At 66.3% G+C, this 16,055-nt stretch carries 18 protein-coding genes; 5 read left to right on the top strand and 13 right to left on the bottom strand.

The window, feature by feature from the left end; genetic code table 11:
• Nucleotides 1-79: 79 nt before the first annotated feature.
• The 12 genes from P5705_RS17320 to cbiE all read right to left on the bottom strand — a co-directional run bounded on the left by P5705_RS17320 (nucleotide 80) and on the right by cbiE (nucleotide 10,367).
• Entirely contained in the window at nucleotides 80-1,444 is a 1,365-nt protein-coding gene (locus P5705_RS17320; protein ID WP_277462089.1) for a PepSY-associated TM helix domain-containing protein, read from the bottom strand.
• A 58-nt stretch (nucleotides 1,445-1,502) separates the two neighbouring features.
• Nucleotides 1,503-3,560 carry a TonB-dependent copper receptor gene (locus P5705_RS17315; RefSeq protein ID WP_277462087.1) on the bottom strand — a complete coding sequence of 686 codons (2,058 nt, stop codon included), beginning with the start codon at nucleotides 3,558-3,560 and terminating at the stop codon, nucleotides 1,503-1,505.
• Nucleotides 3,561-3,629: 69 nt separating this feature from the next.
• The gene (locus P5705_RS17310) at nucleotides 3,630-4,055 is read right to left on the bottom strand and encodes a DUF2946 domain-containing protein (RefSeq protein ID WP_277462086.1); all 426 of its coding nucleotides are present in this window, start codon (nucleotides 4,053-4,055) and stop codon (nucleotides 3,630-3,632) included.
• Between the two features lie 24 nt (nucleotides 4,056-4,079).
• Nucleotides 4,080-4,562 carry a copper chaperone PCu(A)C gene (locus P5705_RS17305; protein WP_277462085.1) on the bottom strand — a complete coding sequence of 161 codons (483 nt, stop codon included), beginning with the start codon at nucleotides 4,560-4,562 and terminating at the stop codon, nucleotides 4,080-4,082.
• A 47-nt stretch (nucleotides 4,563-4,609) separates the two neighbouring features.
• Nucleotides 4,610-4,999, bottom strand: coding sequence for a DUF2946 domain-containing protein (locus tag P5705_RS17300; protein ID WP_277462084.1), 390 nt, complete (start codon nucleotides 4,997-4,999; stop codon nucleotides 4,610-4,612).
• A gap of 229 nt (nucleotides 5,000-5,228) precedes the next feature.
• A complete protein-coding gene (locus tag P5705_RS17295) occupies nucleotides 5,229-6,083 on the bottom strand; it encodes an SPFH domain-containing protein (protein WP_277462083.1) in 855 nt (284 codons plus the stop codon).
• A 27-nt stretch (nucleotides 6,084-6,110) separates the two neighbouring features.
• Nucleotides 6,111-6,548 carry an NfeD family protein gene (locus P5705_RS17290; protein WP_277462082.1) on the bottom strand — a complete coding sequence of 146 codons (438 nt, stop codon included), beginning with the start codon at nucleotides 6,546-6,548 and terminating at the stop codon, nucleotides 6,111-6,113.
• A 72-nt stretch (nucleotides 6,549-6,620) separates the two neighbouring features.
• Nucleotides 6,621-7,031, bottom strand: a complete 411-nt coding sequence (vapC, locus tag P5705_RS17285) for a type II toxin-antitoxin system tRNA(fMet)-specific endonuclease VapC (RefSeq protein WP_277462081.1) — start codon at nucleotides 7,029-7,031, stop codon at nucleotides 6,621-6,623.
• Nucleotides 7,031-7,261: a type II toxin-antitoxin system VapB family antitoxin gene (gene vapB, locus P5705_RS17280; RefSeq protein ID WP_011535889.1), complete on the bottom strand. Its 231-nt coding sequence runs from the start codon at nucleotides 7,259-7,261 to the stop codon at nucleotides 7,031-7,033. The genes vapC and vapB overlap by 1 nt, the downstream gene beginning before the upstream one ends.
• A gap of 82 nt (nucleotides 7,262-7,343) precedes the next feature.
• Complete coding sequence (locus tag P5705_RS17275) at nucleotides 7,344-8,072, bottom strand: cobalt-precorrin-6A reductase (protein WP_277462080.1); 729 nt, start codon at nucleotides 8,070-8,072, stop codon at nucleotides 7,344-7,346.
• Nucleotides 8,069-9,163 carry a cobalt-precorrin-5B (C(1))-methyltransferase gene (locus tag P5705_RS17270; RefSeq protein ID WP_277462079.1) on the bottom strand — a complete coding sequence of 365 codons (1,095 nt, stop codon included), beginning with the start codon at nucleotides 9,161-9,163 and terminating at the stop codon, nucleotides 8,069-8,071. Before P5705_RS17270 ends, P5705_RS17275 begins: the two co-directional genes overlap by 4 nt.
• Nucleotides 9,156-10,367 carry a precorrin-6y C5,15-methyltransferase (decarboxylating) subunit CbiE gene (gene cbiE, locus P5705_RS17265; protein ID WP_277462078.1) on the bottom strand — a complete coding sequence of 404 codons (1,212 nt, stop codon included), beginning with the start codon at nucleotides 10,365-10,367 and terminating at the stop codon, nucleotides 9,156-9,158. The genes P5705_RS17270 and cbiE overlap by 8 nt, the downstream gene beginning before the upstream one ends.
• Before the next feature lie 215 nt (nucleotides 10,368-10,582).
• Here cbiE and cobG point away from each other — a divergent pair, with 215 nt between their 5' ends.
• The 5 genes from cobG to P5705_RS17240 all read left to right on the top strand — a co-directional run bounded on the left by cobG (nucleotide 10,583) and on the right by P5705_RS17240 (nucleotide 15,363).
• The gene (cobG, locus tag P5705_RS17260; protein WP_277462077.1) at nucleotides 10,583-11,908 is read left to right on the top strand and encodes a precorrin-3B synthase; all 1,326 of its coding nucleotides are present in this window, start codon (nucleotides 10,583-10,585) and stop codon (nucleotides 11,906-11,908) included.
• Nucleotides 11,901-12,527, top strand: a complete 627-nt coding sequence (locus P5705_RS17255; protein WP_203648111.1) for a precorrin-8X methylmutase — start codon at nucleotides 11,901-11,903, stop codon at nucleotides 12,525-12,527. The genes cobG and P5705_RS17255 overlap by 8 nt, the downstream gene beginning before the upstream one ends.
• Nucleotides 12,524-13,258: a precorrin-2 C(20)-methyltransferase gene (locus P5705_RS17250; RefSeq protein WP_277462076.1), complete on the top strand. Its 735-nt coding sequence runs from the start codon at nucleotides 12,524-12,526 to the stop codon at nucleotides 13,256-13,258. The genes P5705_RS17255 and P5705_RS17250 overlap by 4 nt, the downstream gene beginning before the upstream one ends.
• Nucleotides 13,255-14,946, top strand: coding sequence for a precorrin-3B C(17)-methyltransferase (cobJ, locus tag P5705_RS17245; protein ID WP_277462075.1), 1,692 nt, complete (start codon nucleotides 13,255-13,257; stop codon nucleotides 14,944-14,946). Before P5705_RS17250 ends, cobJ begins: the two co-directional genes overlap by 4 nt.
• Before the next feature lie 69 nt (nucleotides 14,947-15,015).
• Complete coding sequence (locus P5705_RS17240) at nucleotides 15,016-15,363, top strand: hypothetical protein (RefSeq protein WP_277462074.1); 348 nt, start codon at nucleotides 15,016-15,018, stop codon at nucleotides 15,361-15,363.
• Nucleotides 15,364-15,419: 56 nt separating this feature from the next.
• On the opposite strand, the gene P5705_RS17235 is transcribed toward P5705_RS17240, so the two are convergent.
• Nucleotides 15,420-16,016: a MarC family protein gene (locus P5705_RS17235; RefSeq protein ID WP_011535880.1), complete on the bottom strand. Its 597-nt coding sequence runs from the start codon at nucleotides 16,014-16,016 to the stop codon at nucleotides 15,420-15,422.
• Nucleotides 16,017-16,055: the final 39 nt, after the last annotated feature.

The following is a 16,055-nucleotide window of genomic DNA, read 5'->3' as shown; positions in this document are numbered from 1 at the left end:
GCCGCTCCTACAGGCGACCGCGATCCCCTGTAGGAGCGGCCTTGTGCCGCGAAAGGGGCGCAAAGCGCCCCCGGCAATCTCAAGCCTGAACCATGGCCCGGCGTCTCACCACCAGGCTATCCACCACCCACATCACCACCATCGAGGCCCCCACCAGCGGGAAGGCGACCCCCAGTACCACCATCACCCCCACCGCCGTCTTCCAGCGCGGCAGGTCATGGCGCAGCGGCGGCACCCCCAGCCCACCATCCGGCTTGCGCTTCCACCACATCACCAGCCCGCTCACCGAGCCCAGCAGGATCATCAGGCACACCAGCAGGATGACGATCTGGTTCAACGGCCCGAACATCTTGCCCTCATGCAGCATCACCCCCAGCTCCGTGGCGCGGGCCACCGGGCTGTAGTCTTGCCAGCGCACATCGGCCAGCACCTTTCCGGTGTACTGGTCCACATGCAGGGTGGCGTCGTTGCGCGGATCGTCGGCGAACACCGCGATGGTGAACACGCCCTCGGCACGGGTCGGCAGGGTGATGCTGTAGCCCGGCTCGACCTGGCGCAGGGTGGCGACATCCTCGACCTGTTGCAGGCTGACCTGCGGCGCCGCGGGTGCGTGGTCCATCCTGTGATGCCCGGCATGCTCGGCATGGGCGCCGGACACCGGCATCGGGGTGTTCTCCAGGGCCCACGGCACGGTCTGGCGATGGGCACTGTTGAGGTCACGCGCTTCTTTATCGGACTTCGGCACGTCATTCCACATGGCCGCCGGAAAGCGGTTCCACAGGTCGGCATACTGCTTGCCCCACAGCCCGGTCCAGGTCATGCCGCTGATCAGCATCAACAGCAGCAGGGCCGAGCCCCAGAAGCCGGTGACGGCATGCAGGTCGCGCCACAGCACCCGGCCGCGTGCGCTGAAACGTGGCCACAGCACGCCGGCGCTGTTGCGCCCGCGTGGCCACCAGAGATAGAGGCCGGACACGACCAGAACGATGCCCCAGCCGGCCGCCAGTTCCACCAGCCGGTCACCGACCGTGCCGACCATCAGTTCGCCATGCAGGGCGCGGGCGATGGCTTGCAGGTTCTGCTTGCCGTCCTGCTCGCCCAGCACCTTGCCGCTGTACGGGTCGATGAACACGTTCAGCTCGCGGCCGCCGTCATGCACCACGAACTGCGCGCTGCGTTCGGCATTCAGCGGTGGCAGGTACTGGCCGACATGGCCCTGTGGATAAGCCTGGCGCACGTTGGCCAGCAGGGTGTCGGCGCTTTGCCGGTGATGGCCGGCCTCGACCACCATCAGCTCGCGGTACAGCAGCGGGTCGAGCTGTGGCTTGAACAGGTAGATGATCCCGGTGATCGCCAGCAGGATCATGAACGGCGCCACGAACAGCCCGGCATAGAAATGCCAGCGCCACGCAAGGTTGTAGAAGGAAACGTTTGGTTTGCTCATGAGAGCCTCCCGTAGACCTTGGTTGGGCGCGGTCAGGTCCCGCGCCCGTTTGTTGTTGTCAGAAGCTGAAGTCGACCTTGGTCCAGAAGGTCCTGCCTGGCTCGTTCACCGGTTCCGTGGCGTTGGCCGGGTAGCCGAACCCGGCGTTCCCGGCCAGGTTCAGGTGCTCGGCGTAGGCCTTGTCGAACAGGTTGTCGACACCCGCGCTGAGCTTGAGGTTGTTGTTGATCTTGTAGGCGCCGTTGAGCGAGAACACGCCAAAGCCTGAGCTGGTGTCGTAGTCCTTGCCGACCACGTTGCCCTGGTTCTTGGCGATGCGGTTCTGCTCCGCTACGAGGCGCCACAGGGCGCCGACGCTCCAGGTGTCGCGGCTGTAGGTCAGGCCCAGGCGGCTTTCCAACGGTGGCATCTGTGGCAGGGCCTTGCCGTCGCTGCTGTTCTTGCCCCAGGCGTAGGCCAGGGTGGCATCGGCTTTCCAGTTCTCGGTCAGCTTGTAGGCCGCGCCCAGTTCGCCGCCCATGATGCGCGCGTCGACGTTCTGCGCCTGGGAAACGAGTCGGCTGCCCATGCCGCCCATACCTGGCACGTAGTCGAACAGGATGTAGTCGCGGATCTGCCCGACGTAGCCCGACGCCCAGGCTTCCAGGCGTTCGTCGCGGTACTGGATGCCGAAGTCGAGTTGGGTGGTCTTTTCCGGCTTGATGCCGTCGAAGGCATTCACCGAACCGGTGGGTGCCAGGGTCGGCGAGAACAGCTCCCAGTAGTCCGGGAAGCGCTGGGTGTGGCCCAGGCCGATGTAGGTGGTGGCCGGCACGGCTGCCAGGTCGTGCTCATAGCGCACGAAGCCACTGGGCAAGGTGTCGGCGCGGGTGTCGCCGCTGGTAGCGCCCTTGCGGAAGTCGCGGGCCGAGGCGCGGTCCAGGCGCGCGCCGGTGATCAAACGGTCTTCGCCGGTGGCGTACCAGGTCAACTCGCCGAACACGCCATAGTTATGGAAGTCGGCGTCCTTGTCCCAGGGCTTGGCCTTGTACGTGTCGATGCCCATGCCGTTGCGCTTGCGGTGCTCGTTGGTTTGGGCATCGATGCCGCTGATCAGTTGTACATCGGCCCAGCGCCAGGTCGCCTTGATCCGTGCGCCGAGGGTGCGGCGGTCGACGTTGCTGGCCATCGGCATCCCGACGGTCGAGCGCAGGGTGTAGTTGTCCATCACGTGGTCGGCGTAGTTGTAGTAGACCTGCGCCTCGACCTTGTCGAGCACCTCGCCGAGGTTGGACTTCTCGAAACGCAGCCCCAGGCTTTCGCGCTTGAACTGCGAACCGTCCATGCCGCGCCCGGCCGAACGCGCCTCGCCATCGCCCTTGCCGGCGGTCAGTTCGAGCAGGGTGTCGGCGTCCGGGGTCCAGCCGAGGCTGACATCGCCGTTCCACTTGTCCCAGCGCGAAGGCACGGTGTCGCCGTTGCCGTCCTCGAAGTCGTCCGAGTGCGACTGGTTGCCGATGAAGCGCACATAGCCGAGCTGATTGCCGGCCGCAGCGTCGAGCACCTTGTCGAAGCGGCCGTTGGAGCCGGCCAGCACGCTGCCGTTGACCCGGCTGCCCAGCTCGCCGAATTTCTCCGGCTCACGCTCGAACAGGATGGTGCCAGCGGAGCCGCCCGGGCCCCAGATCACGCTTTGCGGGCCCTTGATCACGGTGAGGCGGTCGTAGGTTTCCGGCGAGATGTACGAGGTCGGGGCGTCCATGCGGCCAGGGCAGGCGCCGAGCATCATGCCGCCGTTGGTGAGGATGTTCAGGCGCGAGCCGAACATGCCGCGCAGCACGGGGTCGCCGTTGGTGCCGCCGGCGCGGATCACCGAGAAGCCGGGGATGGTCTTGAGGTAGTCGCCACCGTCGCTGGCCGGCACGGGTTGGCGCGGGTCCTTGGGGTTGGTGACCACGGTCAGCGGCGAGCTGGGGGCGATGGCGGTGATCACCGTCGGGCTCAGCTCGGCCGGGTCGTGTACATGGCCTTCATGGCCGGTTTCGGCGGCAAAGGCCAGTGGCGCGAGCAGCGAGCCGCAGAGCACGGCGACGGTGCCGCGCAGGGAAAGGGTAAAAACAGGGGTGCAGCCGGACATAGTGATTCCAGTCGATCAGTCGTGAGTCAGCGCGAAGCCTCCTGGCTTCGGGCGTTTATCGTGTTGTGTTCAAACGACGATAGAACGGGGCGGCGCGCGGCTGCGGGCGCCGGGGAATACAGCCTGCCGGGCATGGCCCTGGCGCGTGGCGACGGTGAGGTGGCTGGGTGGGGTGACGCTGCCCGCGCTGAGCGGGCTGAGGGTCTGGGGCAGGGCGGGGCAGTTGAACAGCAGGCTGCAGTAGCCGCACTTCTCCCACATCACATGCAACTGGCCATCGTTGCCGTGGCCGTGGTGCTCGTCGTGGCCATGCGCCATGGGCATGCTCATCGACATGTCCATGGGCATGCCGGCGTGGTGCTCCATCGGCATCGACTGGGAAACCAGCGGGCCGATGAAGATCATCCACATGGCGAACAGGCTCAGCCAGCCGCCACCGACGCGCCTGCGATCAGGGCGGGTAGTACGGGCGGAGCTGTAGCGCGGCAGGCTCATGGCGAGCGCCAGTCAGCTAGCTGATCAGTGCGTGTGCTCGTGCTGCGCCTGGTCGGCGGGCGGCTGCTTCTGCACGGCGACCTCGACGGTGATGTCACCGGCCTTCTCGAAGTGCAGGGTCAGCGGGAAGCGCTTGCCATCGGTCAGCAGGCTGCGGTCCTTGGGCTGCATGATCATCACATGGTAGGCGCTGGGGGCGAAGGTCAGGTCCTTGCCGGCGGGCACCACCACGCTTTGCACCTGCTGCATCTTCATGGCGCCGGCGGCGCTCATCGTATGTTCATGCAGTTGGGCGTCGGTGCTGATGGGTGTGTCCGCCGAGAGCAGGCGGTCATCGCTCTTGCCGTTGTTGTGCACGACGAAGTACGCCGCGACATTGGGCGCGTTCGGCGGCAGCTCCAGCGACCAGGGGTGGGCGATGTGCAGGTCGCCTTTGCTGTATTCGTGGGCGTTGGCATAGGCGCCGGGCAGCAGCAGGGCGGCCAGGACGAGGGCTTGCTTGAGCATGGGTGAGTCTCCGATCTGTTGAGGTTCAGGCAGACAGCGTAGTGAACTCAGGCCAGGGGAGAGGCACGGGGATTGAGCGCGGGCCATAGCTGGCGCGGCGTGGGTTGGTAGTCGGCGAGTTGCGGCGAGTGGCTTGCCGGCTGCACGGGAGGGTTGTGCAGCTGCGGCGGGTAGCCGGGCAGGGCCAGCAGGGGCGCGGCGCCCAGGCAGCACCAGCAGTTCATCATGCTGGCGCTGTCGTCGCTTTGCGTGCCGAGGTCGATCTTGGCCAGGGCCTGGACATCGACCTTGGCTTTGTTCGCCATGCTGGAACAGAACGCCCCCCACAGCAGCTGCTCGGCCGGGCCTTTCGGCGCGGCAGAGGACAGCGGCATGGCCAGCAGGTTGAACAGCACTGCAAGGCAGGCTATCCAGGCGATGTGCCGACGTGGGGGCATGGAGAGATCCGGTCAGGAATCGTGGTGGCTATTGTACGGCGGAGTATAGGAAAAAATGCCGGGGTGCGGTGAAGTGCCGCACCTGGGGCAGAGTACACCACGCCAGGATAAAGCTGGCGCGATCGTCGTAGGAGCCGGCCTTGCCGGCGAACACCGGCATAGCCGGTGCCATGCACCGCGTCGTTTGGTTCGCCAGCAAGGCTGGCTCCTACGGGATGGAACGGGGCTATCAGGCCTTGCCACGCCCCATCAGCCCGCGCACGGTCTCCTGCAGATCGGCCGGCAGCACCACGACTTTCGAATTGTCGCTGGCCGCCAGGTTCTCCATCGCGCCGATGTAACGCTCACCCAGCAGGTACATGGCCGGCACGGTCTCGCTGCCCACCGCTTCCTTGACCAGGGTGATCGCCCGGGCCGAGGCTTCGGCCAAATTGACCTGGGCCTCGGCATCCAGCTTGGCCGCCTGCAGGCGCGCTTCCGCTTCGAGAATCGCCGCCTGCTTGTTGCCTTCGGCGCGGGTCACGTCGGCTTTACGCTCACGCTCGGCGGCAGCCTGGCGCTCCATGGCGGTCTGCATGCTCGGCGACGGCTTGATGTCCTGGATTTCCACCGAGCGCACGGTCACGCCCCAGTCTTCGGTCTGCTCGGACATCGCCTCGCGCAGGCGCGCCTTGATCTGCTCGCGGCTGGACAGCGCTTCGTCCAGGTCCATGGCGCCGACGATGGCGCGCAGCGAGGTCATGGTCAGGCTGGTGACGGCGAACGAGAAGTTCTGCACGCCGTAGGAGGCTTTCTGCGGGTCGACCACCTTGGCGAAGCACAGGGCGTTGGCGACGATCACCGCGTTGTCCTTGGTGATGATCTCCTGCTGCTGCACGTCGAGGATGATGTCCTTGGTGGGCAGGCGGTAGGCGACCACGTCCATGTATGGGATGACGATGTTCAGACCCGGCTTGAGGGTGCTGTGGTAGCGGCCCAGGCGCTCGACGATCCATTCCTCGCCCTGGGGCACGATGCGCACCCCCTTGAACACGGTGATCAGTACGAATGCGGCGAGGGTGGCGACGACGATGAGGCTGGTCATGCTTGCGAACTTCCTTTTAGTGCGGATTCAGGCCCGGGTGACCCGGGCGGTGTTGCCTTCGATGGCGGCCAGGCGCACGCGCTCACCGGCGGGGATTTCGTTGTCCGAGACGCAGGTCCACTCCTCGTTGCCGAGGATGGGTTTCTGAAAGCGCACCCGGCCTTTCTGGAACTGCGACACGTTGGCGGTCAGCAGGCCGACCTCACCGATCACGCTGTCGGCGGTCCAGCGCACGTCCGGCTTCTTGCGCCGGAACACCTTGAACCAGAGCACGGTAGTGAGCGACGAGAACACCACCCACAGCAGGCCCTGCATATCGAGTTGCAGGCTGGGGGCAAGCAGTGAAATGAGCGACACCAGCACGGCGCCGATGCCGAACCAGAGAATGAAGAAGGTGGGGAGCACCAGTTCCAGCAGGATCAGGGCCACGCCGAAGACGAGCCAGATCCACCATTGCATTTCCATATGGGTGGAGCCTTCCAGAAGAGGGGAAGTGATTGTAAGGCAGGATCAAGGCATAGGGCCATCTCGCGGTGATCAGCGTGCCGGTGTGATCCAGTCCTCCACACGCAGCCCGGGAACACGCTGGAATTCGCGTAGGTTGTTGGTCACGAGGGTGAGGCCACGGGCACGGGCGTGGCCGGCGATCATTCGGTCATAGGGGCCGATGGGGGTACCGGCCTTGGCCAGCTCTGCTCGCAGTTGCGCGGTATGAGCAGCGCCCTGGATGTCGTAATCAAGTACATCGAGGCGTGCGGCAAACCCCTCGACAATGGCCAGATTACGCTCTGGAGTGGCGGACTTCTCCGCGCCGTAGATCAACTCCATCAGGGTTACCGTGCTGATGGCCAGTTGGCCATGATGACGATTGAACGCCTCGCGCACTGCCTGTGGTTTGTTCTTGATGGTGAAAATGCAGATGTTGGTGTCGAGCATGTACCTGAGCATCAGAATCCTTCGCGCTCCTGGTCGGCTGGCTGCTCCCTGCTTGCCATGAAGTCCGCACTCACATCGTCACCCTCGAACCAGCTGTCCCAGCTTTCGCCAGCGGGCGAGATGATGCGCGAACGCCCGACCGCGACAATGTCCACGCGGGTGACGTCTTCTGGAAGGGCGAGGGCTTTTGGCATGCGGATAGCCTGGCTGCGGTTGCTTTTGAAGACTGCACCTTGCTCCATGATGTGCCTCCTTGAAAGCGCAAATGTATGTCCGGAGTTTAATTCTCGTGATGTATATGTCAATGGGATATACCTGTGGCGCTCAAGCGTCGATCAGGTCGAGCGCCTCCAGAACCTGCTTCGCGCTCTCAAATTCCCGATCCACATGTGGCAGCGTCGGCCGCGCAAGCACCAGCACCGGCAGCCCACGCTCACGCGCCACCTCCAGCTTTGGCTCGGTGGCCATGCTGCCGCTGTTCTTGCTCACCAGCACGTCGATCTGCCGACGTTCGAACAAGGCGCGCTCATCGTCGATGAAAAATGGCCCGCGAGCACCGATCACCTCGCAGCGCTCATTGCCGGGGCACGCCTCGAGGGCGCGCAGGGTCCAGAACTGGTGTGGTGGAATGTCGTCCAGATGTTGCAGGGGTTCGCGACCCAGCGTGAACAAGGGGCGCTCGAACGAGGCCAGCGCCTCGATCAGCCCGGCCCAGCCCTCGACTTCGCGCCAGTCATCACCGGGCTGCGCCTGCCATGCCGGGCGGCGCAGGGCCCAGCAGGGAATGCCTGCGCTGTTTGCGGCGAGAGCCGCGTTGCGGCTGATCTGCGCGGCGTAGGGGTGAGTGGCGTCAACCAGCAGGTCGATGCCTGCTTCGCGCAGGTAGTTGGCCAGGCCTTCGGCACCGCCATAACCACCGACCCGCACCTGGCAGGTCAGGTCTTGGGGCACACGGCCAATGCCGGCGAGGCTGTAGACATGCTGGGGACCAAGCTGGCGCGCGATTGCCAGGGCCTCGGTGACGCCGCCGAGCAGCAGGATGCGACCGTTCATGCCACGCCCGCCTTGCCGACGATGCCGCCCTGGCGGTCGATGGCGAACACTTCCACCTGCACCTGGGCCGGCACCACGCTACGGGCGAAGACCAGGGCGTGGCGGCACACTTCGTCACCGAGGGCGATGCCGGCAGCATGGGCAAGTGCGAGGGCCTGCTGGCTGGTATTGGCGGCGACGATCGCCTGTTGCAGCGCCGTGTCCGCGCCAATCGCCGCCGCCCAGCCCGCGAGCTGTGGCAGGTCGATGCTGGAATGGCGGCTGTGCAGGTCCATGTGCCCGGCCGCCAGCTTGCTGATCTTGCCGAAACCACCGCATAGCGTGAGGCGCGGCACGGGCACCTTGCGCAGGTGCTTGAGCACGGCGCCGACAAAGTCGCCCATCTCGATCAGGGCGATCTCCGGCAAGTTGTAGACCCGGCGCATGGTGTCTTCGCTGGCGTTGCCGGTGCAGGCGGCGATATGGGTGTAGCCGTTGGTGTGGGCGACATCGATGCCCTGGTGGATCGAGGCGATGTAGGCCGAGCAGGAGAACGGCCGGACGATGCCGCTGGTGCCGAGGATCGACAGCCCGCCGAGGATGCCCAGGCGCGGGTTCATGGTCTTGAGGGCCAGCTGTTCGCCGCCCTGGACGTTGACCGTGACTTCGAAACCGCCGCCATAGCCGCAGTCGCTGGCCAGTTGCTGCAAGTGGTCGCTGATCATCTTGCGGGGTACCGGGTTGATGGCCGGTTCACCGACCGCCAGTACCAGCCCGGGGCGGGTCACGGTGCCGACGCCCGCGCCCGCGACGAAGCGAATGCCGGGCTCGGCAAGCAGGCGCACCTGACTGTAGAGCAGGGCGCCATGGGTCACATCGGGATCGTCGCCGGCATCCTTCAACGTGCCGGCTTCGGCCGTGTCGCCCTTGAGGTGGCAGAACTCCAGGCGCATCTGCACCACCTTGCCCTTGGGCAGGGTGATTTCCACCGCGTCGTGTTGCTGGCCGGTCAGCAGCAGGCGCGCTGCCGCCAGGCTGGTGGCGGTGGCGCAACTGCCGGTGGTCAGGCCGCTGCGCAGGGGCGCCGGCTGTTCACGGGTCTCTTCACGCATCGAGGGGTTTCACCACGTCGAGCAGGGTGATCGGCAGGGCCTGGCGCCAGGTGTCGAAGCTGCCCAGTGGTTGCGTGTGGGCGATGTGGATACGGGTCAGTTCGCCGCCGTGCCGTTCGCGGAACTGTGCAAGGGCGACCTCGCTTTGCAGCGTGACGGCGTTGGCCACCAGGCGCCCGCCCGGCAGCAGGCGCTCCCAGCACAGGTCGAGCACGCCTTCGCGGGTGACGCCGCCGCCGATGAAGATCGCATCCGGACGTTCCAGCCCAACCAAGGCTTCGGGGGCCTTGCCGCGGATCAGTTGCAGACCGGGCACGCCAAGGGTGTCGCGGTTGTGTTCAATGTAGCCCTGGCGGCCTTCGTCAGCCTCGATCGCAAGGGTGCGGCAGCTGGGGTGGGCGCGCATCCACTCGATGCCGATGGAACCGCAGCCCGCGCCCACGTCCCACAACAGCTCGCCGGGTTGCGGTGCCAAGCGGGCCAGGGTGATGGCGCGCACGTCGCGCTTGGTCAGCTGGCCGTCGTGACGGAAGGCGCTGTCAGGCAGGCCGGCCACGCGAGGCAGGCGCGGGGTATCGGGCAAGGCCTGGCATTCGATGGCGACCAGGTTGAGCGTGGCGATGTCGGTGTGTGGCCAGTCGTCGGCGGTGCCGCCCAGCGTTCGCTCCTGTGGGCCGCCGAGGTGTTCGAACACCTGGAGACGGCTGGGGCCGAAGCCACGCTCGCGCAGCTGCGCGGCGATGGCGACCGGGCTGCTCTCATCGTTGCTCAGCACCAGCAGGCGCACACCGCTGTGCAGGTGGGCGTTGAGCGCGGCCAGCGGGCGGGCCACCACCGACACCACCTGCACATCTTGCAATGGCCAGCCTAGGCGAGCCGCGGCAAGGGCACAGGAGGAGGGCATCGACAGCACCTGCAGTTCTTCGGCGGGCAACTGGCGCGCGAGGCTGGCGCCGACGCCGTAGAACATCGGGTCGCCGCTGGCCAGCACGCACACCGGTTCGCCGCGCAGGGCCATGACCGGGGCCAGGGAAAAAGGGCTGGGCCAGTGCAGTTGCTCGGCGGTCACGCAGCGGGGCAGCAGCGCCAGCTGGCGTGGGGCACCGATGATTCGCTTGGCCGATAGCAGGGCGCGCCGGGCCTGTTTGCCCAGGCCGCTGAAGCCGTCTTCGCCGATGCCTATTACTGTCAGCCAGGGGGCCATCGTGTCCTCTTCAACACCGCATGGGGGCACTGCGTGCCCCTTTCGCGGCGCAAGGCCGCTCCTACAGGTACAGCGCAAACCCTGCAGGAGCGGCCTTGTGCCGCGAAAGGGCTGCGCAGCAGCCCCGAAATTGAACGTTCGACCACCGGTTTTTCATGCCGCCGGACAAAGCAGGCATAATACCGCGCCTTCTACACTGAAGCGCACTTTCACGATTGCCGGATACCCCCTTGACGCAGCCCCCGTCCCCCGAAGTTTCACCGCGCCCCTCGGCCTGCCCGGGGTTGTGGCGCATCGTCGCCGCACGCGACGGAGGCATCTGCCGGGTCAAGCTGCCTGGCGGCCTGCTGCTGGCCGACCAGGCCGATGCCGTGGCTGACGCCGCCGAGCGCTTCGCGGGTGGGGTGATCGAGGCGACCAACCGGGCCAATCTGCAGATCCGTGGCATCGGTGACGACCACCGGGGCCTGGTCGAGCATCTGCTGGCCGCAGGGCTCGGCCCGCGTGACGCGGCGGGTGATGATGTCCGCAATCTCATGCTCAGCCCATTGGCCGGGCTCGATCCGGCCATGCTGTTCGACACCCGGCCCTTGGCCGGGCGGATCCTCGACCTGCTGGAAAGCACTCTCAGGTTCCACAAACTGTCGGCCAAGTTCGCCGTGCAGCTCGATGGCGGCGAAGCGCTGGCGATGCTCGAACACGCCCATGACCTGTGGCTGTCGGCGATGCAGCACGAAGGGCGCATCTGGTTGCGGTTCGGCCTTGCGAGCAGCCTGTCGAATGGCCAGGCTCTGGGCGTGGTGCCGGTGGAGCAGGGGCTGGCGCTGGTGCGTGCGGTGCTGGAGCGTTTCCTCGACCTGGCGACGCCCGAGCAGTCGCGCATGCGTCAATTGCTGCAGGTGTGCCCGGTGGAGCACTTCCTCGAAGGGCTGGCGGTCCAGATTGACACCACGTCGATGGCCTGGCGGCGCCCGGCGGCGACAAGCCCATGGCTGGGCGTGTTGCCCCAGCACCAGGGCGTGGCCCTGGGCGTCGCGCCCCCCCTCGGGCGCCTGACCCCCGCCATGCTGCGTGGTGTCGCGCGCATTGCCCGGCAATGGGGCGATGGCAGCCTGCGGCTGAGCCCTTGGCAGAGCCTGGTGCTGACCTCCCTTGAGCCGACCGAGCTGGAAAACGCACGCGCACAACTGGCAGCATCCGGCATGCTTTGTCACAACGAGCATCCGCTGGCACGCGTTGTCGCCTGCACCGGCTCCAGCGGTTGCGCCAAGGCCCAGGCCGACACCAAGGCTGACGCCGTCACCCTGGCCAACCTGTTGCACCACGGCGCCCCGGGTAGCGTGCACCTGTCCGGCTGCCCACGTTCCTGCGCCATGGCCCACGCCGCCCCGGCCACCCTGCTGGCCCGAGCCCCGGGCCGCTATGACCTTTACTTGCGCGACGCGCGCCTGCCGGGCTTCGGCAAGCTGCGCGCCGCCGACCTCACCCCAGAAGAAGCAGGCGCCATGCTCGACCTGCCGACGGAGCACCTTGATGATTGACTACATCCGCGATGGTCAGGAGATCTATCGCAATTCCTTCCGGATCATCCGTGAAGAAGCCCGGCTCGAGCGAATCCCCGCCGATCTTGAAAAGCTCGCCGTGCGCGTGATCCATGCCTGCGGCATGGTCGAGGCCATCGATGGCCTGCAGTTCTCCGATGGCGCCGGCAGCGCTGGCCGTGAAGCCCTGGCCAAGGGTGCGCCGATCCTCTGCGACGCGCACATGGTCGCCGAGGGCATTACCCGTGCCCGGCTGCCAGCGAACAACCCGGTGATCTGCACCCTGCGCGACCCGAGCGTGCCGGACCTGGCCAAGGCCGAGGGCAACACCCGTTCGGCGGTGGCCCTGGAACTGTGGCGCCCACACCTGGAAGGCAGCGTGGTGGTGATCGGCAATGCGCCGACCGCGCTGTTCTACCTGCTGGAAATGCTCGACGCCGGCGCGCCGAAGCCGGCACTGATCCTCGGCTTCCCGGTCGGTTTCGTCGGTGCCGCCGAATCCAAGGCGATGCTCGCCGCCGACAGCCGTGGCGTGCCGTTCGTGATCATGCAGGGCCGCCTGGGCGGCAGCGCGATGGCCGCCGCCGCGGTCAACGCCCTGGCCACGGAGGTGGAATGATGCACGCACGCGGACGACTGCTGGGCCTGGGCGTGGGCCCTGGCGACCCGGAGCTGATCACGCTCAAGGCCCTGCGCCTGCTGCGCGAGGCGCCTGTGGTGGCGTACTTCGTGGCCAAGGGCAAGCGTGGGAATGCCTTCGGCATCATCGAGGCGCACCTGCAAGCCGAACAGACCCTGCTGCCGCTGGTGTACCCGGTGACCACCGAAGTGCTGCCGGCGCCGCTCTCCTACGAACAGGTGATCAGTGACTTCTACGACGAAGCCGGCTTGCAAGTGGCCGCGCACCTGGATGCCGGCCGCGATGTGGCGGTGATCTGCGAAGGCGATCCCTTCTTCTACGGCTCCTACATGTATCTGCATGACCGCCTGGCTTCGCGCTACGAAGCGCAGGTGATCCCAGGTGTCTGTTCGATGCTCGGTGGCGCCTCGGTGCTCGGTGCGCCGCTGGTGTATCGCAACCAGACCCTCACCGTGCTCTCCGGCGTGCTACCCCACGAGGCGCTCAAGCGCCGCCTGGCCGATGCCGACGCCGCCGTGATCATGAAGCTGGGGCGCAACTTCCCCAAGGTGCGCCAGGTGCTGGCGGAGCTGGGGCTGGATGGGCGTGCGCTGTACGTGGAGCGGGCGACCATGGCCAACCAGAGGATCGTCGCGCTGGATGAAGTCGATCCGCAGTCCTCGCCGTACTTCTCGCTGATCATCGTGCCGGGTGAGAAATGGCAGGGATGATCAAGGCACCGGCAATCGTCATTCTCGGCCCGGGCAGCCTGGCCACCGCGCAGCGTCTCCAGCAACGTTATCCACAGGCCGTGATCCATGGCCTGCAAGGGCGTGTGGAGGAGGCCGACCGTTACTACGCAGTCTTCGGTGACACCCTGCGCGAGCTGTACCAACAAGACACGCCGATCATCGCCCTGTGCGCGGCGGGCATCGTCATTCGCACCTTGGCGCCGCTGTTGAGCGAAAAAGGTGTCGAACCGCCGGTTCTGGCCGTGGCCGAGGACGGCAGCGCCGTGGTGCCGCTGCTCGGTGGTCTGGGCGGAGTCAACGTCATGGCCCGGGAAATCGGTGAAACGTTGGGTGTAAGCGCGGCGATCACCACCAGTGGCGAGTTGCGCTTCGGCACCTGCCTGCTCAACCCGCCCGAGGGTTACGCGCTGGCGGACCTGGAGCAGGGCAAGCGCTTCGTCTCCGACCTGCTGGCGGGCGAAGCGGTGCGTGTCGAAGGTGACGCGCCGTGGCTCGCGCACGCGCAGTTGCCCGCCAGTGACGACGCGCAACGCAGTATCCACGTGGGCAGCGCACTGCGTCCGGCCAGCCGTGACGAACTGGTGATCCATGCGCGTTGCGTGGTGGTGGCGGTCACAGCCGGTAGCGCAGACCTGGTGCAACAGGTGCGGGAGGAACTGCTGCGGGCGAACATCGCCGAACCCGCGTTGGCCTGCCTGTTGGCGAGCGAAACCGAGATGGCGCAAGCAACCCTGCACGAGGCTGCCCAGGCACTGAATGTTGGCTTGCGCTTCGCCCCAGCCGCCGAGAGCCTGGAACGGATGCTGGCTGATGCACTACCACAAGCGCGTGTAGGTTCGTCCATGGGGCTGGCCCACGCCGTTTGCGCAGCACCTGTCGACATCGACCGCGTTGGCCGGCGCCGTGGCCGTCTGGCCGTGATCGGCCTGGGACCGGGCGCCGCCGAACTGATGGTGCCGGCGGTCAAGGCGGAGCTGGCGCGCGCCGAGGACGTACTTGGCTACGAAACCTACGTGCGCATGGCGGGCCCGTTCCGCGCGGATCAGGTGTTGCATTGCACCGACAACCGCGAAGAGATGCAGCGTGCCCGCCATGCCTTCGAACTGGCGGCCCAGGGGCGTTCGGTGGTGGTGGTATCGTCGGGTGACCCAGGCGTGTTCGCCATGGCCGCCGCGGTGCTCGAAGCGCTGCATGAGTCCACTGACCCCGCCTGGCAGCGTGTCGATCTGGAGATCCTGCCTGGTGTCTCGGCCTCGCTGGCCACCGCCGCGCAAGCGGGCGCGCCGCTGGGGCATGACTTCTGCGTGATGTCGCTGTCGGACAACCTCAAGCCCTGGTCGATCATCGAGAAGCGGCTGGACCTGGCCGCCGAGGCGGATTTGGTCCTGGCCTTCTACAACCCGATTTCCAAGGCAAGGCCTCACCAACTGGGCCAGGCGCTGGCGGTTGTACGCCGACATCGCGATGCCAGCACGCCGGTGGTCCTGGGCCGTGATATCGGGCGGCCGGGGCAGACGCTGCGGGTTGTCACCCTGGGCGAGTTGCTGCCGGGGATGGTCGACATGCGCACCATGGTGTTGGTCGGCTCCTCGACCACTTGCACCTTCCCCCGTGGCGACGGTGGCGAGTGGGTCTATACCCCACGCTGGTACCCAGTGAAGCCCTGACCCGAAAGGAAAACCGGCCTTCTGAACAGCGCATCCCAGGCCGCGTTCGGTGGGCCAATCGCCGAGGCCATGGGCAAGGTCGCCGAGGCGGCCCTTGAGGGGCTGGGCAAGATCACCGAGGCCCAGGAGCTTTTCAAGCGAAACTTCAAGGATAAGGAAAGGGGCACCGTTGGCCTGACGACTTGCCTGGAGATGGAGGATGGGCAGGTGATGCTGGTGCAGACCGCTGTCAGTACCAAAGGCATGGTCCGGGACCTGGATACCCTGGCGTTCGAGTGGAAAAACCATGCGGCATATCACTACTCGGGCACCGCGTTGTTGGCGTTCAACACCCAACATTACGCCAGTGTGCGTGAGCATGTGGAAAAGCGCCTGGGTGATCGCCGCTTCGACAACGTACTGGAATACGAATTCTGATTCAGCCTGTTTGCCGTCTACGCCGTGCTGGCAGGCGGTAATCCCGGCAAGCAAGGTCAGGGTACCAGGTAGCCCTTGATCCCGGTGAAGATGATCTGTGCCGCCAGGGCGCAGACGAACAGCCCCATCAGCCGGCTGACGATCTGCAGGCCCTGGTCGCCGAGCAACCGCTCGATGCGGTGCGAGAGGTACAGCACCAGGCCCACGGTGAAGCTGGCCAGCGCGATGCTGACGATGGCCAGCAGTTTGTCGTCCCAATGCGGTTGGCCCACGCCCATCACCAGCAGCGCGCCGATGGTGCCGGGGCCGACGGTCAAGGGGATGGTCAGTGGCACGATGGTCACGTCCTGCTGCACGTTGTCGGTCTGCACCGCCGACTTGCCCTGGGCCATGCCCAGCGCCGAGATGAACAGTACCGAGCCGGCACCGATGCGGAATGCGTCGGCGGTGATGCCGAACACGCCGAAGATCACCCGCCCGAACAGATAGAGCAGCACGCTGGCGACCAATGTGGCGATGGCCACGCGCCAGGCCAGTTGCTTGCGCTCCTTGCTGGAGTGGCCACGGGTGAGCCCGATGAAACACGACAGCACGAAGAATGGGCTGTAGAGCACGAGCATCTTCAGGTAGACGCTGAACAACTCATGGAGCATGGCGCTGAGTCCGCGGCGGGAATGGGTGGCACCTGTATA

Origin of the sequence: Pseudomonas entomophila, assembly GCF_029478665.1 — a bacterium.
In the GTDB taxonomy this organism is placed as follows: domain Bacteria; phylum Pseudomonadota; class Gammaproteobacteria; order Pseudomonadales; family Pseudomonadaceae; genus Aquipseudomonas; species Aquipseudomonas entomophila_F.
The sequence above is the reverse complement of the archived record's forward strand: the minus strand, read 5'-3'. Positions and strand labels throughout refer to the sequence as shown.

Bases quoted from the DNA above. Each gene is read 5' to 3' on its own strand.
- P5705_RS17320 (WP_277462089.1), bottom strand. From the start codon at position 1,444: ATGAGCAAACCAAACGTTTCCTTCTACAACCTTGCGTGGCGCTGGCAT.
- P5705_RS17315 (WP_277462087.1), bottom strand. From the start codon at position 3,560: ATGTCCGGCTGCACCCCTGTTTTTACCCTTTCCCTGCGCGGCACCGTC.
- P5705_RS17310 (WP_277462086.1), bottom strand. From the start codon at position 4,055: ATGAGCCTGCCGCGCTACAGCTCCGCCCGTACTACCCGCCCTGATCGC.
- P5705_RS17305 (WP_277462085.1), bottom strand. From the start codon at position 4,562: ATGCTCAAGCAAGCCCTCGTCCTGGCCGCCCTGCTGCTGCCCGGCGCC.
- P5705_RS17300 (WP_277462084.1), bottom strand. From the start codon at position 4,999: ATGCCCCCACGTCGGCACATCGCCTGGATAGCCTGCCTTGCAGTGCTG.
- P5705_RS17295 (WP_277462083.1), bottom strand. From the start codon at position 6,083: ATGACCAGCCTCATCGTCGTCGCCACCCTCGCCGCATTCGTACTGATC.
- P5705_RS17290 (WP_277462082.1), bottom strand. From the start codon at position 6,548: ATGGAAATGCAATGGTGGATCTGGCTCGTCTTCGGCGTGGCCCTGATC.
- vapC (WP_277462081.1), bottom strand. From the start codon at position 7,031: ATGCTCAGGTACATGCTCGACACCAACATCTGCATTTTCACCATCAAG.
- vapB (WP_011535889.1), bottom strand. From the start codon at position 7,261: ATGGAGCAAGGTGCAGTCTTCAAAAGCAACCGCAGCCAGGCTATCCGC.
- P5705_RS17275 (WP_277462080.1), bottom strand. From the start codon at position 8,072: ATGAACGGTCGCATCCTGCTGCTCGGCGGCGTCACCGAGGCCCTGGCA.
- P5705_RS17270 (WP_277462079.1), bottom strand. From the start codon at position 9,163: ATGCGTGAAGAGACCCGTGAACAGCCGGCGCCCCTGCGCAGCGGCCTG.
- cbiE (WP_277462078.1), bottom strand. From the start codon at position 10,367: ATGGCCCCCTGGCTGACAGTAATAGGCATCGGCGAAGACGGCTTCAGC.
- P5705_RS17255 (WP_203648111.1), top strand. From the start codon at position 11,901: ATGATTGACTACATCCGCGATGGTCAGGAGATCTATCGCAATTCCTTC.
- P5705_RS17250 (WP_277462076.1), top strand. From the start codon at position 12,524: ATGATGCACGCACGCGGACGACTGCTGGGCCTGGGCGTGGGCCCTGGC.
- cobJ (WP_277462075.1), top strand. From the start codon at position 13,255: ATGATCAAGGCACCGGCAATCGTCATTCTCGGCCCGGGCAGCCTGGCC.
- P5705_RS17240 (WP_277462074.1), top strand. From the start codon at position 15,016: ATGGGCAAGGTCGCCGAGGCGGCCCTTGAGGGGCTGGGCAAGATCACC.
- P5705_RS17235 (WP_011535880.1), bottom strand. From the start codon at position 16,016: ATGCTCCATGAGTTGTTCAGCGTCTACCTGAAGATGCTCGTGCTCTAC.